The organism is Rhodoplanes sp. SY1, assembly GCF_046000175.1.
Taxonomy (GTDB): Bacteria; Pseudomonadota; Alphaproteobacteria; order Rhizobiales; family Xanthobacteraceae; genus Rhodoplanes.
On sequence record NZ_JBEOMB010000036.1, the window covers coordinates 70,195 to 84,993 of the forward strand.

A 14,799-nucleotide genomic window follows, 5' to 3' on the forward strand; every position below is an offset into this window, starting at 1 on the left:
CATTTTTTGCGGGGAACGGGGACGAGTCGCATGAGCCTTCTGAAACGGCCATCCGTCACGCGTCGCCGCAAGGCATGGCGCCTCAGCATCCGGGCGCGGCTCATGCTGCTCGCCCTGCTGGCCGTCACCCCGCTGATCGTCGACCGCGTCCACCTGACCGAATCGAGCCGCGTCGAGCGCATCCAGTCGGCCTATGTCGAGGTGGTGGCGGTCGCCCGGCGGGCCCGCGACGCCCAGGCCGAGACCATCGAGGCCGCCCGCGCCCTGATGCAGGTGGTGTCCCGCGCCTATGTGGCGAGCGCCGCGCGCCCCGCCGACTGCGCCGCCTTCCTGTGGGGCTTCGCCAGCGACACGCCGTGGATCTCCAGCCTCTCGGTGGTGGGCGCCGACGGGCGGATCACCTGCTCGACGCGCCGGCAGGTGATCGGCCTCGACCTCTCCGACCGCGACTATGTCCGCGACGTGCAGCGCACCCGCCATTACGTCCTCAGCGACTACCTGCTCGAACGCTCCCACGAGAAGTCGACCGTGCTGATGGCGTTCCCGATCGTGCGGCCCGGGAGCGACGATGTCGAGGTGCTGCTGGCGCCGGTCGACCTGCACTGGCTCGGACGGCTCGGCCAGGGGGTCGAGAGCCGGACCGGCATGGCCGCCTACCTGATCGACGGCAAGGGGACGGTGCTGGCCGGGGTGCAGAGCCGCGAGCGGCTCGTCGGCCGCCGCTTCGGCGACCATCCGCTGGTGCAGACCGTGCAGTCGGCGCCGGACGGCACCGCGACGCTCGACGGCTTCGACGGGGTGCGGCGCATCTTCGGCTACACCAGCCTGCCCGGCACCGACGTCCGCATCGTGGTCGGCTACTCCGAGCGCGAGGTGCTGGGCAAGATCGAGCGCGAGTCCGGCCTCGCCTATCTGCACCTCGCCTTCTTCGGACTGCTCACCGTGATCGCCGCCTGGCTGATCGGCGAGCACCTGATCGTCGAGCCGATCCGCTCGCTCGCCCGCACCGCGACCCGGATCGGCCAGGGCGACCTCAAGGTCCGCGCCGACCCGGGCGCCTGGGCGCCGGAATTCGTCCCGCTCGCCACGGCGCTGTCCGACATGGCCGGCCGGCTCGCCGCGCGCGAGCGCGAGCTGCGCGCCGCCAACGCGCATCTCGAGGAGCTCGCCTCGATCGACCCGCTCTCCGGCCTCGCCAACCGCCGCAGCTTCGACGCGCGGCTCGCCACGGAATGGACCCGGGCCGGCGAGGCCTGCCGGCCGGTCGCCCTGCTGATGATCGACGTCGACCATTTCAAGCTGTTCAACGACGGCTACGGCCACGTCCAGGGTGACGCCTGTTTGCGCCAGATCGGCCGGGTGCTGGCCGGCGTCGCCGACGCCGAGACCGACTTCGTCGCCCGCTGGGGCGGCGAGGAGTTCGTGCTGCTGCTGCCAGACAGCGGGCTCGACCGCGCCGTCGACCTCGCCGAGCGGCTGCGGCTCGCCGTTCTGGGCCTGCGCATCCGCAACGAGGAGGCGCCGGCCGGCCACATCACGGTCAGCATCGGGGTCGCCGCGCATGTGCCGGGCCCGGACACCCGCCCGCAGGACCTGATCGAGGCGGCCGACACGGCCCTCTACGCCGCCAAGCGCCGCGGCCGCAACACCACCGTGGTCGAGGGCGACGCCCGCCACGACGACCCCCCGCTCGCCGTGGCGGGGTGAGGGGGCCGGCGCCCGGTCCATCCCGCGCCCGTTCATCCCGCGCCGCCCGCCCGGCCCGCGTCCGCGGAACCCGCGGCGCGCGCCTGCGGCGGCCTGCCGGCGTTGACCCGGGCGCCGCAATGATGTCCAACGGGCCGGACATTTTCGCGAGAGCGAGCCGAATCTCATGACTGCAGAACGCTATAATGCCCGCGTCGCCGAGCCGCGCTGGCAGACCGTTTGGGACGAGCGCGACATTTTCGCGACCCGGAACGACGACCCGCGGCCGAAATACTACGTGCTCGAGATGTTCCCCTACCCGTCGGGGCGCATCCACATGGGCCATGTCCGCAACTACACGATGGGCGACGTGGTGGCCCGCTACAAGCGCGCCAAGGGCTTCAAGGTGCTCCACCCGATGGGCTGGGACGCCTTCGGCATGCCGGCAGAGAACGCCGCCATGGCCAACAAGGTCCATCCGCGCGAATGGACCTACGCCAACATCGCGACCATGAAGGCGCAGCTCAAGTCGATGGGGCTGTCGCTCGACTGGGACCGCGAGATCGCGACCTGCGACCCGACCTACTACAAGCACCAGCAGCGCATGTTCCTCGACATGCTGAAGGCGGGGCTGGTCGAGCGCAAGCAGTCGAAGGTGAACTGGGACCCGGTCGACCAGACCGTGCTGGCCAACGAGCAGGTGATCGACGGGCGCGGCTGGCGCTCGGGCGCGCTGGTCGAGCAGCGCGAGCTGACCCAGTGGTTCTTCAAGATCACCAAGTTCTCGGAAGAGCTGCTGAGCGCTCTCGACGGCCTCGACCGCTGGCCGGAAAAAGTCCGGCTGATGCAGAAGAACTGGATCGGCCGCTCCGAGGGGCTGCACGTGCGCTTCGCGCTCGATCCGGCGACGACGCCGTGCGGCGAGACCGAGCTCGAGATCTTCACGACCCGGCACGACACGCTGTTCGGCGCCAGGTTCATGGGGCTGTCGCCCGACCATCCGCTCGCCAAGGCCGCAGCGGAGAAGAACCCGGCGCTCGCCGCCTTCATCGCCGAGGCGAAGCGCATCGGCACCGCGCAAGAAGCGATCGACAAGGCCGAAAAGCTCGGCTTCGACACCGGCATCCGGGCCATCCATCCGTTCGACCCGACCTGGACGCTGCCGGTCTATGTCGCCAATTTCGTGCTGATGGAATACGGCACCGGCGCCATCTTCGGCTGCCCGGCGCACGACCAGCGCGACCTCGACTTCGTCAACAAGTACGGGCTCGGCAACACGCCTGTCGTCTGCCCCGAGGGCCAGGACCCGGCGACCTTCACGGTCACCGACACGGCCTATGTGGGCGACGGCCGGATGATCAACTCCCGCTTCCTCGACGGCATGACGTTTGCCGAGGCGCAGGCCGAGGTGGCGAGCCGGCTGGAGAAGGAGATCCGCGGCAACGCCCCGGTCGGCCGCCGCGAGGTGATGTACCGGCTGCGCGACTGGGGCATCTCGCGCCAGCGCTACTGGGGCTGCCCGATCCCGGTGATCCATTGCCCGAGCTGCGGCACCGTGCCGGTGCCGATCGCCGACCTGCCGGTGACGCTGCCGGACGACATCGCCTTCGACCGGCCCGGCAACCCGCTCGACCGGCACCCGACCTGGAAGCACGTCGCCTGCCCGCACTGCGGCACGAAGGCGACGCGCGAGACCGACACGATGGACACGTTCGTCGACTCGTCGTGGTATTACGCGCGCTTCACCGACCCGTGGATCAATGACGCGCCGACCGACCGCGCCGCGGTCGATTCCTGGCTGCCGGTCGACCAGTATATCGGCGGCATCGAGCACGCGATCCTGCACCTCCTCTACTCGCGCTTCTTCACCCGCGCCATGAAGGCGACGGGCCATGCCGGGCTCGACGAGCCGTTCGCCGGCCTGTTCACGCAGGGCATGGTGGTCCACGAGACCTACAAGAAGCCGGACGGCACTTTTGCTTCCCCGGCCGAGGTGACGATCGCGGGCCAGGGCGACACCCGCACGGCGATTCTCACGGGCACCGAGATCCCGGTCGAGATCGGGCCTATTGAAAAAATGTCGAAGTCGAAGCGCAACACGGTCGACCCCGACGAGATCATCGGATCCTACGGGGCCGACACGGCGCGCTGGTTCATGCTGTCGGACTCGCCGCCCGAGCGCGACGTCATCTGGACCGAGGAGGGCGCGCAAGGCGCGGCCCGCTTCGTCCAGCGCCTGTGGCGGCTGATCGGCGACGCCGAGGCGGTCGCCGCGAAGGGCGACCTGCCACGACCGGCGATGTTCGGCGAGGCCGCGACGGCGCTCCGCAAGGCGGCGCATCTGGCGTTGTCGCGGGTGTCGGAGGATATCGAGAAGCTGCGCTTCAACCGCTGCGTGGCGCACATCTACGAGCTCGCCAACGCCTTCCAGACCTCGCTCGGCGCCGCCGGGGCGGAGCCGCCCGCGGATTACCGCTGGGCAGTGCGCGAGGCGGCGGCGATCCTGGTCCAGCTCTTCCACCCGATGATGCCGCACCTCGCCGAGGAGTGCTGGGCGGCGCTCGGCCAGACCGGCCTCGTCTGCGAGGCGGCGTGGCCCGAGGTCGAGCCGGATCTGCTGGTCGAGGACACGGTCACGCTGCCGGTGCAGATCAACGGCAAGAAGCGAGGTGATGTAACGGTGCCACGCACCGCCGGAAAAGCGGACGTGGAGGCTGCCGTTCTGGCCCTGGACGCGGTACAAAAGGCGCTCGGGGGCGCGGCTCCCAAAAAAGTCATCGTCGTCCCGCACAGGATCGTGAATGTGGTGGCTTGATCGGACGGGACTTTTCCGCACGGCGCACGCAGACGCGGCGCCGGACCGGCGACGCGTGGTGCAACTCGCGATGCGCGGCGCAGCCGTGCTGGCGCTCGCCGTGCCACTCGCCGGCTGCTTCCAGCCGCTCTACGGGACAAGGACGCTCGACGGCGGGCCGTCGCTCGCCGGCTCGCTGGCCCAGATCGACATCGCCCAGATCTCGGCGCCGAACGGCACCCCGCAGGCCCGCATCGCCGTCGACCTGCGCAACCAGCTCGTCTTCATGCTGTCCGGTGGAAACCCGGCACCGCCCACCCACCGGCTCGACATCCGGATCACGACGACCCGTGTCTCGGTGATCGTCGACGTCGAGACGGCACGGCCGGACGTCGAGAACTTCGGCATCACGGCCAACTACATCCTGGTCGACCTGAACACCGGCAAGCCGGTCGTCACCGACGTGGCGCTCAGCCGCGTGTCCTACGACATTCCCGGCCAGCAGCAGCGCTTCGCCCGTCAGCGCGCCCTGCGCGACGCCGAGAACCGCGCCGCCAGCGTGATCGCCGAGACCATCCGGTCGCGCCTCGCCTCCTATTTCGTCGCCGGGACGTGACGCAGACTTCGTCATGACCGCCCTCAAGGGCTCCGAGATCGATGCCTATGTCGGCCGGCCGGATGCCGGGCGGCCGATCGCGCTCGTCTACGGTCCCGACGCGGGGCTGGTGCGCGAGCGGGTCGAGGCACTGATCAAGGCCTCGGTCGACGACCCGAATGATCCCTTCGCCCTCGTGCGGCTCGACGGCGACGCCATCGAGCCCGGCCGGATCGCCGAGGAGGCCCATACGGTGCCGCTGTTCGGCGGGCGGCGGGCCGTGTGGATCAAGGCCGGGCGGAGCAATCTCGCGCCCACCGTGGAGGCCCTCGCGGCCGACCCGCCGCGCGACTGCCGGGTGATCGTCGAGGCCGGCGAGCTGCGCAAGGACGCGGCGATCCGCCTGGTTTGCGAGAAGGCCCGCACCGCCGTCGCGCTGCCCTGCTATGTCGACGGCGACGCCGATCTGGCCCGCCTGATCGACCAGGAGATGAAGGCGGCCGGGCTCGGCATCGCGGACGATGCCAAGACGCTGCTGGTCTCGCTGATCGGCGGCGACCGCCAGGCCTCGCGCGGCGAGTTGAGGAAGCTCGCCCTCTACGGCCACGGCCGCGGCCGCATCGAGGTCGACGACGTGCTGGCCGTGATCGCCGACGGGGCGGCGCTGGCCCTCGACGACGTGATCGACGCGGTCTTCGCCGGCAAGCCGGCGGCGTTCGATACCGAGTTCGCCCGCGCCCGCGCCGCCGGCACGCATCCGGACCGTCTGATCGGGGCGGCGCTGCGCCATGCCGCCCAGCTTCACCGCGCCCGCGCCGCGATCGACACCGGCCGGCCGGCCCAGGACGCGCTGCGCGAAGGGTTTCGGGGGCTGTTCTTCCGGCGCGAGCCGGCCGTCCGGGCGGCGCTCGCCGCGTGGACGACGCCGCGGCTCGCCCAGGTGATGACGGATCTGGCCGAGACGGCGACGGCGGTGCGCCGCCGGGCCGATCTCGCCGACGCGCTGTGCCACCGGGCGCTGCTGCAAACCGCGCTGCGGGCGCGGCAGAAGCGATAGATCCGGGGCGGCACGGCCGGTCGGACACGGGCGCCCGCCACCCTCGGTCGTGCCGTAGATACTAGCCCACCTGCGGTTAACCGGTTGGAAGGCTCGATCCCGCAAGATGCGGCCCGACCGAGTCGACCGAACATCGGGGGAACCGCATGGGCATGCCGGCCGTGGACGACGGGGTGGTGCGCACGATCGCCCGGACCGTGGGCGTCCTGTCGGTCGAGCTCGCCGATGTCGCCGGCAACATCGCCGACGTCGACGCCAAGGCGCAGGGGCTGACCGCCGAGTGCCGCACCCTCTCGGCCGCCGCGACCGAGCTGACCAGCTCGAACCGGCGGATCGGATCGGCCGCGAGCGCGGCGGACCAGACGATCGAGGCCGCCTGCTCCGAGATGGACGCCTCGGCCCATTCGGTCGCCACCTCGCTCGCCGAAATCAGCGCGCTCGCCACCGCGACGGCCGGCTTCGAGAGCAAGCTCGACGGCCTGCGGGCCGCGCTCGAGCGGGTCGCCAAGGCGGCCGGCGGCATCGACGCGATCGCCCGCCAGACCAATCTGTTGGCCCTGAACGCCACCATCGAGGCGGCGCGCGCCGGCGAGGCCGGCAAAGGGTTCGCCGTCGTCGCCCAGGAGGTGAAGGCGCTCGCCAAGCAGACCTCGGAGGCGACCGCCGAGATCGCCGCGACGCTCACGATGCTCGACACGCAGACACGCGGCCTGATGGCGGAATCGGCCGAGACGGTCGGCCGTGCCGCGACCGTGCAGGCCGGCACGGCGGCGATCCGCCAGGTCATCGACCATGTCGGGCCGGCGATGACGCGGATGCGCGGCGACATGCGCGCGATCGTCGAGGCCAATCACGACATCCAGGGGCGTTGCGACGCGCTGCAGACCGCCTTCGAGGCGATGAGCACGCATGTGGCGCGATCGTCCGAGGATCTGCGCACCGCCGATCAGCGCGTCCACGGTCTCCTGAAACGCAGCGAGGAGCTGGCGCTGCTCACCGCGCAGGCCGGCGTCGAGACCGACGACACCGCCTTCGTCGCCCTCGTCACCGCGGCGGCGCAGGAGGTCGGGACCATGTTCGAACGGGCGCTCGAGCAGAATCTGATCACCATGACGGAGCTGTTCGACGAGACCTACGTGCCGGTGCCGGGCAGCGATCCGCAGCAGGTGACGACGCGATTCACGGCGCTGTGCGACCGGCTGCTGCCGGCCCTGCAGGAGCCGCTGCTGACGAAGAGCGCCCAGATCGCCTTCTGCGCCGCGGTGGACCGCAACGGCTATCTGCCGACCCACAACAAGAAGTTCTCGCAGCCGCAGCGACCCGGCGATCCGGCCTGGAACACGGCGAACTGCCGCAATCGCCGCATGTTCGCGGATCGCACCGGGCTGGCCGCCGGGCGCAGCACCAAGCCGTTCCTCCTGCAGACCTACCGCCGCGACATGGGCGGCGGCAACTTCGTGCTGATGAAGGACTGCTCGGCGCCCATCACGGTGCGGGGCCGCCACTGGGGCGGATTCAGGATGGGCTATTCGGCCGACCGCGGGACGTGATCTCGCGTCCTCGCCTCCGCCGCCGATCTCTCGCGCACGATCGGCGATCCACGGCGGGGTTCAGGCTGCTCGTGGTCCTGATGTCGTGCGGCTCCAACCTCATGGTTCGAGATCCGCTCCTGCGGAGTTCCCTCGCCATGCGATTGGAGGCGACGACGCGTGGTGCTTGTTCGAGCCCGCGGCGTCATCACTAGTACGATCAGGTAGAGTTCAACCAACAGGTCCGATCATACCTTGATCATTTCCATGGCCGCGCGGCTCTACCATTAACACGTCCGTAGGACTCGCCTTGTTATAACAACGATTGTCGGCTCGCGAACCTCAGGGTGCGGCCGCTCTCTCGAATCGACAGGCGACGAGGCGCCGGTCGGGGATCCTCACGTCCCCGAGCCGCCGCTTTTTCGCGACCCGAAACGCTCTCTCATCGGACCCGTGCCATGCTGGCGAAGCTCTCGATCCGGACCAAGATCACCCTCGTCGTGTCGTTCCTGCTGGTCGGCATGACCGGGATGGGGCTGCTCGCGATCAGCAGCATGCGGGCCATCAACACCAACGCGGTCGAGATCTCCGAGAACTGGCTGCCGAGCGTGCGGGCGCTGGCCGATCTGCGCGCCGGCGTGACCATCATCCGCAGCGTCGTGCGGCTCCACATGCTGGCCGAGACGCCCGAAACGAAGGCCGCGGTCGAGAAGACGCTGGCGCTGAACTACGACCGCAACGCCAAGTACGCGGCGGCCTACGAGAAGCTGATCACCTCGCCGGAGGAGCGCAGCACCTTCGATCAGTGGAAGAAGCAGGCCGCGCTCTATGACGAAGGCGTCAAGGCGGTCGTCGAGATGTCGCGCGCCAATGCCGGCAAGCTTCCGACCGCGGTCTCGCAGTACAACGAGACGAAGGTCTATCCGATCGGCAAGGCCGCCGACGACCTGCTCAACAAGAACATCGCGCTCAACAACGCCGGCGCCGAGGCGGCCGCCAAGGCGGCTTCCGCCACCTACGACCGCGCGTTCGACCTGATGCTGATCATTCTCGGCGGCTCGGCGCTCCTCGGCATCGGCCTCGCCGTCTATCTGGTCGTCGACGTGTCGCGCGGCATCGCCTCCGTGGTCACGCCCATGCAGGCACTGGCGCGCGGCGATCTCGCCGCCGAGGTGCCGCATCAGGGCGAGGCGACCGAGATCGGTCGCATCGCCACGACCCTGCAGATCTTCAAGCAGGCCCTGGTCGACAAGAAGGCGGCCGACGCCGCGGCCGCGGCCGACGCGGAGGCCAAGCTCGAGCGTGGCCGGCGTGTCGATCAGATCACGCGGTCCTTCGAGGCGATGATCGGCGAGATCGTCGAGACCGTCACGTCCGCCTCGACCGAGCTCGAGGCGTCGGCCAACGCGCTGACCGGAACGGCGCAGCGCTCGCAATCGCTCAGCGCGACCGTCGCGAGCGCCGCCGAGGATGCGTCGTCCAACGTCCAGTCGGTCGCCTCGGCCACCGAGGAGATGTCGTCCTCGGTACAGGAGATCAGCCGGCAGGTGCAGGAGTCGGCGTGCGTCGCCCGCGGCGCGGTCGAGCAAGCGCACGCCACCAACAAGCAGGTGGAGGATCTGGCCGAGGCGGCGAACCGCATCGGCGACGTCGTCGAGCTGATCAACACCATCGCGGGCCAGACCAATCTGCTCGCGCTCAACGCCACCATCGAGGCCGCTCGCGCCGGCGACGCCGGCAAGGGCTTCGCCGTGGTCGCCGCCGAGGTGAAGCAACTCGCCCAGGAGACCGCCAAGGCGACCGGCGTGATCAGCCAGCAGATCGGCGAGATTCAGGGCGCGACGCAGGGCTCGGTCGCGGCGATCCGCGAGATCGCCGGCACCATCGGAAAGCTGTCGGAGATCTCGTCGACCATCGCGGCCGCGGTCGAGGAGCAGGGCGCGGCGACGCAGGAGATCTCGCGCAACGTCCAGCAGGCCGCGCACAGCACCCGCGAGGTGTCGGCCAACATCGGCGACGTGCGCCTGGGTGCGCAGGAGACCGGCTCCGCGGCGAGCCAGGTGCTCTCCGCCGCGCAGCTCCTGTCCGGCGACAGCACCAAGCTGAAGACCGAGGTCGGCAAGTTCCTGGGCGCCGTCCGCGCGGCGTGAGCATCTTGTTATAACGATCGAAGGCGCCGGTCACCTCTCCCCGCGCGCGGGGAGAGGTGACATTCGCGCGTCCAGCGCGGATGTCGGGTGAGGGGGCGTTGCCGCGAGTCTCTGCTTCGCGGAAACGCCCCCTCACCCCGCCCCTCTCTCCGCCCGCGGGGAGAGGGAGAGACGCGCCCGTCGTGCCGCATTGTCGGCGCGTCCGCGCCGCGCCCCTCAGCCGCCTTCCAGCCGGCGGGTCACGTCGTCGAGCTGGTCGAGATCGCGGTAGTGGATGTGGAGCGTGCCGGCCTCGCCCTTGTGGTCGATCGACACGGTGAGGCCGAGCGCATCGGAGAGGCGCTTCTCCAGCGCCCGCGTGTCGGCGTCCTTCGGCTTCGCCGGCGCCTTGGACTTCGGGCCCGGACGCGGGCCGTCGGTGTCCTTGCGGACCAGCGCCTCGACCTGGCGCACGTTCAGCCCCTGCGCGACGATCTGCTTGGCCAGCGCCTCGGCGTCGGGCTCGCCCACCAGCATCTTGGCGTGGCCGGCGGTCAGCTCGCCGGCCGATACCAGCACCTTGACGCTCTCGGGCAGCTTGAGCAGACGCAGCGTGTTGGCGACGTGGCTGCGGCTCTTGCCGACCGTCTTCGCCACGTCGTCCTGGACGTAGCCGTAGGAATCGATCAGCGCCTGATAGCCGGCCGCCTCTTCCATCGGATCGAGATCGGCGCGCTGCACGTTCTCGATGATAGCGAGCTCCAGCGCCTCGCCGTCCGTCACGTCGAGCACGACGACCGGCACCTCGTGCAGGGCGGCGCGCTGCGCGGCGCGCCAGCGGCGCTCGCCGGCGATGATCTCGTAGGCGTCGGCCGCGTCCTTCACGGCGCGCACGACGATCGGCTGGATCAGCCCGTGCGCCTTGATCGAGTCGGCGAGCTCGGCGAGCTCGGCCTCGGCGAAGCTGCGGCGCGGGTTCCTCGGGTTCGGCCGGATGAAGGCGATCGGCACCTTGCGGCCGGGGCGCGGCGACTCGGGCGCGGCGGCCGCCGGCGCGCCGGGACGGGCGCGCGCCGCGGCGGGAGCCGCCGCCTGCGACGGCTCGACGTCGCCGATCAGCGCGGCGAGCCCGCGTCCCAGTCGCGATCGCGGGGCGTCTTCGGCCATTCTGGTCTCCCGGGGTACTCGATATACTTTGTATGTGAAATAACGACGCGGCGGCTCAGCCGGCGAGCGGGCGGACGAGCGCCTTCTCGCGCTGGATCACCTCGGTGGCGAGCCGCAGATAGGCCTCGCTGCCGGCGCATTTGAGATCGTAGACCAGCACCGGCTTGCCGTAGGACGGCGCCTCCGACACCCGCACGTTGCGCGGGATCACGGTGTCGTAGACCTTCTCGCCCATGAAGGCGCGGACGTCCTCGACCACCTGGCCCGAGAGATTGTTGCGGGCGTCGTACATGGTGAGCACGATGCCGTGGATGGTCAGCGCCGGGTTGAGCGCCGAGCGCACCTGCTCGACCGTCTTGAGGAGCTGCGACAGGCCTTCGAGGGCGAAGAACTCGCACTGCAGCGGCACCAGGATCGCGTCGGCCGCGGCCATGGCATTGATGGTGAGCAGGTTGAGCGAGGGCGGGCAGTCGACCAGCACATAGGTGTAGGGCGGCTCGGTCGGATCGGCGTTGAGGGCCGTGATGGCCTCGCGCAGCCGGAACGAGCGGTCGCGCTCCTGGCCGATCTCCAGCTCGAGGCCGGCGAGATCGAGGGTCGAGGGCGCGATGGCGAGCCGCGGCACCGCGGTCGGCCGCACGATCTCGCGCAAGGTCGCGCCGCCGGCCAGCACGTCGTAGGTCGAGACCTCGCGGCTCTTATGGTCGATGCCGAGCCCGGTCGATGCGTTGCCCTGCGGATCGAGGTCGATGACCAGCACCTCCTCGCCCGTGGCGGCGAGCGCGGTGCCGAGATTGATCGCGGTGGTGGTCTTGCCGACGCCGCCCTTCTGGTTGGCGATGGCGAGCACGCGCGGGCGCGGCGGCGGGCCCGCATGCGGAAGCGGCATCGCGTCGCCGGGACCTTGGTCGGACATGTCAGTGGCTTTCGGTTCGGACCGGTCGCGCGCCGGCACGGGCCGTGCGGCGGCAGCGGGGCGGGTCCATCGGACGGATCATCGGGCGCGCTCGAGGCCGCGGACGACGACGATCCGACCCTCCGGGCTGGTTACGCTCGGAACGAGATCGGCCGTGATCCTCCAATATTTAGACGCCTGGGTCAATTCGGCCTCTACATCTTGACCCTTGGCGAGCAGGGCACGCCCTGTCTTGGTCAACAAAGGATAAACGTAGCCGAGCAAAACCGGAAGCGGCGCGAGCGCCCGCGCCGTGGTGATATCGGGGACGACCGGCTTTTTTCGATTGAAGTCCTCGATCCGTTCGGCATGGACCGTGACGGGAAGCCCGAGGTCCGCCGCGACGTCGCGCAGGAGCGCCGCCTTCTTCTGCGTCGCCTCGACGAGGTGAAAGGTGGCGCCCTCGCGGTCGGCGAGCGCGCAGGCCAGCACCAGTCCCGGGAAGCCGCCGCCCGATCCGAGATCGACGAAGGTCCGCGCTTCTGGCCCGATCAACGGCAGGAGCTGCAGCGAATCGGCGACGTGGCGGATCCACAGGGTCGGGATGGTCGACGGCGCCATCAGGTTCATGACGGCCTGCCGGGCGAGCAGCAGCTCGACGAACCGATCGAGCCGCGCCGCTGTTTCACGTGAAACGGGCGTCAGCGCGAGGGCGGCGGCGCGGTCCGCAAGGTCGATGGCCGGGAGCGTCTTGGCGGGCTTCATGGAAGCTGTGCTCGTTCGGCTTGCCGGGGCCGTCGCCCTTCGAGGCTCGACCTTCGGTCGAGCACCTCAGGGTGACGGGAGAGCACGGGGACGCACCGGCGCCCCCACGCGCGCGGGCCTAGCCCTTCATGGTGAGGTGCCCGCGCAGCGGGCCTCGAACCATGTGGCCCACGCGGACACTGCGGCGCCAGCATTAGCCGCCACCTGGTTCGAGACGCGGCCTTCGGCCGCTCCTCGCCATGAGGGGCTAGTTCTGATCTCTGCCGCGCGCCACCCATCAAACCCGCTCACCCCTGCCCCGTCCCGGCCCGCCCGCGCCCCGGCCGCCGCAAGTGCGCCGCGAGCAGCATCAGGGCCGCCGGCGTGACGCCGTCGATGCGGCCGGCCTGCCCCAGCGTCGCCGGGCGGGCGGTCGAGAACTTCGCCCGCACCTCGTTCGAGAGCCCGGTCACGGCCGCGTAGTCGAGATCGGCCGGGATCGCCACACCCTCGTCGCGCCGGAAGGCGGCGATGTCGGCGGTCTGGCGATCGAGATAGACAGCGTATTTGGCGTCGATCTCGAGCTGCTCCCCGATCGCCGGGGCGAGGGCGCCTAGCTCCGGCCAGATGCGGGCGACATCGGCGAGCCCGATATCGGGGTACGACAGGAGATCGAAGGCGCTGCGCCGCTGGCCGTCCTTGCGCAGCGCGAAGCCGAACCGCTCCGCCTCGCTCGGGGTCACGGACAGTGATCGGGCCAAACCGCGGGCGGCGTCCAGCGCCCCCATCTTGGCGCGATGCCGGGCGGTGCGCTCGGCTCCGACGCACCCGAGCGCGATCCCACGATCGGTGAGCCGCTGGTCGGCGTTGTCGGCCCGCAGCGTCAGCCGATACTCGGCCCGCGACGTGAACATCCGGTACGGCTCGGAGACGCCGCGGGTGACGAGATCGTCGATCATCACGCCGAGATAGCTTTCGGCGCGGTCGAACACGATCTCGCCTCCGCCCCCGGCCCGCGCCGCGGCGTTGAGCCCGGCGACGAGCCCCTGCCCGGCCGCCTCCTCGTAACCGGTGGTGCCGTTGATCTGGCCGGCGAGGAAGAGCCCGGAGAGCCGCTTCGTCTCCAGCGCCGGCGTCAACTCACGCGGATCGACGTGATCGTATTCGATCGCGTAGCCCGGCCGCGTGATCACGGCCCGCTCCAGCCCCGGAATGGTCGCGACGAGCGCCGCCTGGACGTCCTCGGGCAACGAGGTGGAGATGCCGTTCGGATAGACCGTGTCGGTGTCGAGGCCCTCCGGCTCCAGAAAGATCTGGTGCCCGTCGCGCTCGCCAAAGCGGACGATCTTGTCCTCGATGGACGGGCAATAGCGCGGGCCGCGGCTGGCGATCTGGCCCGAATACATCGGCGAACGATGGACGTTCGCCCGGATCACGGCATGGGTCGCATCGACGGTGCGGGTGATGCCGCATTCGATTTGCGGCGTGTCGATCCGGTCGGTGAGCACGGAGAACGGCTCCGGCGGATCGTCGCCGGGCTGCATCTCCAACGCGGCCCAGTCGATCGTTCGGCCGTCGAGACGCGGCGGTGTCCCGGTCTTGAGCCGTCCGAGGGTCAGGCCGGCGCGTTCCAGCGCGCCGGACAGTCCCAGCGCCGGCGCTTCGCCGATCCGGCCGGCCGGAATCGTCCGCTCGCCGATATGGATGAGGCCGCGCAGGAACGTGCCCGTGGTTACGACGACGGCTCCGGTACCAATCTCCCGGCCGTCCGCGAGCCGGACACCCGTCACCAGAGCGTCACGTATCAGGAGATCGTCCGCCTCGCCTTCGATCACCGAGAGGTTCACGATCGCCCGGATCGCGCCCTGCATGGCGGCGGCGTAGAGCGCGCGATCGGCCTGGCAGCGCGGGCCGCGCACGGCCGGACCCTTGCGGCGGTTCAAAACGCGGAACTGGATGCCGCCCCGGTCGGCGACGCGGCCCATCAACCCGTCGAGCGCATCGATCTCGCGCACGAGATGCCCCTTGCCGAGCCCGCCGATCGCCGGATTGCACGACATCGCCCCGATGGTCGCGAACCGGTGCGTCACCAGGGCGGTGCGGGCACCCATGCGGGCGGCGGCCGCGGCCGCTTCGCAGCCGGCGTGCCCGCCTCCGATCACGATGACGTCGAAGCGTGTTTCCATGGTCGCGTCGGGGGTTG

The 14,799-nt window shown here is 70.4% G+C and carries 10 protein-coding genes; 6 read left to right on the forward strand and 4 right to left on the reverse strand.

Annotated elements, in window-relative coordinates:
* Window positions 1–30 precede the first annotated feature (30 nt).
* The 6 genes from ABTU92_RS10700 to ABTU92_RS10725 all read left to right on the forward strand — a co-directional run bounded on the left by ABTU92_RS10700 (window position 31) and on the right by ABTU92_RS10725 (window position 9,811).
* A complete protein-coding gene (locus ABTU92_RS10700; protein ID WP_408090369.1) occupies window positions 31–1,707 on the forward strand; it encodes a diguanylate cyclase in 1,677 nt (558 codons plus the stop codon).
* A gap of 166 nt (window positions 1,708–1,873) precedes the next feature.
* Window positions 1,874–4,501: a leucine--tRNA ligase gene (leuS, locus tag ABTU92_RS10705; RefSeq protein WP_408090371.1), complete on the forward strand. Its 2,628-nt coding sequence runs from the start codon at window positions 1,874–1,876 to the stop codon at window positions 4,499–4,501.
* Window positions 4,502–4,571: 70 nt separating this feature from the next.
* Window positions 4,572–5,096 carry an LPS assembly lipoprotein LptE gene (gene lptE, locus ABTU92_RS10710; RefSeq protein WP_408090442.1) on the forward strand — a complete coding sequence of 175 codons (525 nt, stop codon included), beginning with the start codon at window positions 4,572–4,574 and terminating at the stop codon, window positions 5,094–5,096.
* 13 nt (window positions 5,097–5,109) lie between these two features.
* Window positions 5,110–6,132 carry a DNA polymerase III subunit delta gene (holA, locus tag ABTU92_RS10715; RefSeq protein ID WP_408090373.1) on the forward strand — a complete coding sequence of 341 codons (1,023 nt, stop codon included), beginning with the start codon at window positions 5,110–5,112 and terminating at the stop codon, window positions 6,130–6,132.
* A 146-nt stretch (window positions 6,133–6,278) separates the two neighbouring features.
* Window positions 6,279–7,682, forward strand: coding sequence for a methyl-accepting chemotaxis protein (locus tag ABTU92_RS10720; protein WP_408090375.1), 1,404 nt, complete (start codon window positions 6,279–6,281; stop codon window positions 7,680–7,682).
* Window positions 7,683–8,119: 437 nt separating this feature from the next.
* Complete coding sequence (locus ABTU92_RS10725) at window positions 8,120–9,811, forward strand: methyl-accepting chemotaxis protein (RefSeq protein ID WP_408090377.1); 1,692 nt, start codon at window positions 8,120–8,122, stop codon at window positions 9,809–9,811.
* 216 nt (window positions 9,812–10,027) lie between these two features.
* On the opposite strand, the gene ABTU92_RS10730 is transcribed toward ABTU92_RS10725, so the two are convergent.
* The 4 genes from ABTU92_RS10730 to mnmG all read right to left on the reverse strand — a co-directional run bounded on the left by ABTU92_RS10730 (window position 10,028) and on the right by mnmG (window position 14,782).
* On the reverse strand, window positions 10,028–10,957 hold the full coding sequence (locus ABTU92_RS10730) for a ParB/RepB/Spo0J family partition protein (RefSeq protein WP_408090379.1): 930 nt from the start codon (window positions 10,955–10,957) through the stop codon (window positions 10,028–10,030).
* 55 nt (window positions 10,958–11,012) lie between these two features.
* Window positions 11,013–11,873, reverse strand: coding sequence for a ParA family protein (locus tag ABTU92_RS10735; protein ID WP_408090381.1), 861 nt, complete (start codon window positions 11,871–11,873; stop codon window positions 11,013–11,015).
* A gap of 78 nt (window positions 11,874–11,951) precedes the next feature.
* On the reverse strand, window positions 11,952–12,617 hold the full coding sequence (gene rsmG / locus ABTU92_RS10740) for a 16S rRNA (guanine(527)-N(7))-methyltransferase RsmG (RefSeq protein WP_408090383.1): 666 nt from the start codon (window positions 12,615–12,617) through the stop codon (window positions 11,952–11,954).
* Between the two features lie 287 nt (window positions 12,618–12,904).
* Complete coding sequence (mnmG, locus tag ABTU92_RS10745; protein WP_408090385.1) at window positions 12,905–14,782, reverse strand: tRNA uridine-5-carboxymethylaminomethyl(34) synthesis enzyme MnmG; 1,878 nt, start codon at window positions 14,780–14,782, stop codon at window positions 12,905–12,907.
* Window positions 14,783–14,799: the final 17 nt, after the last annotated feature.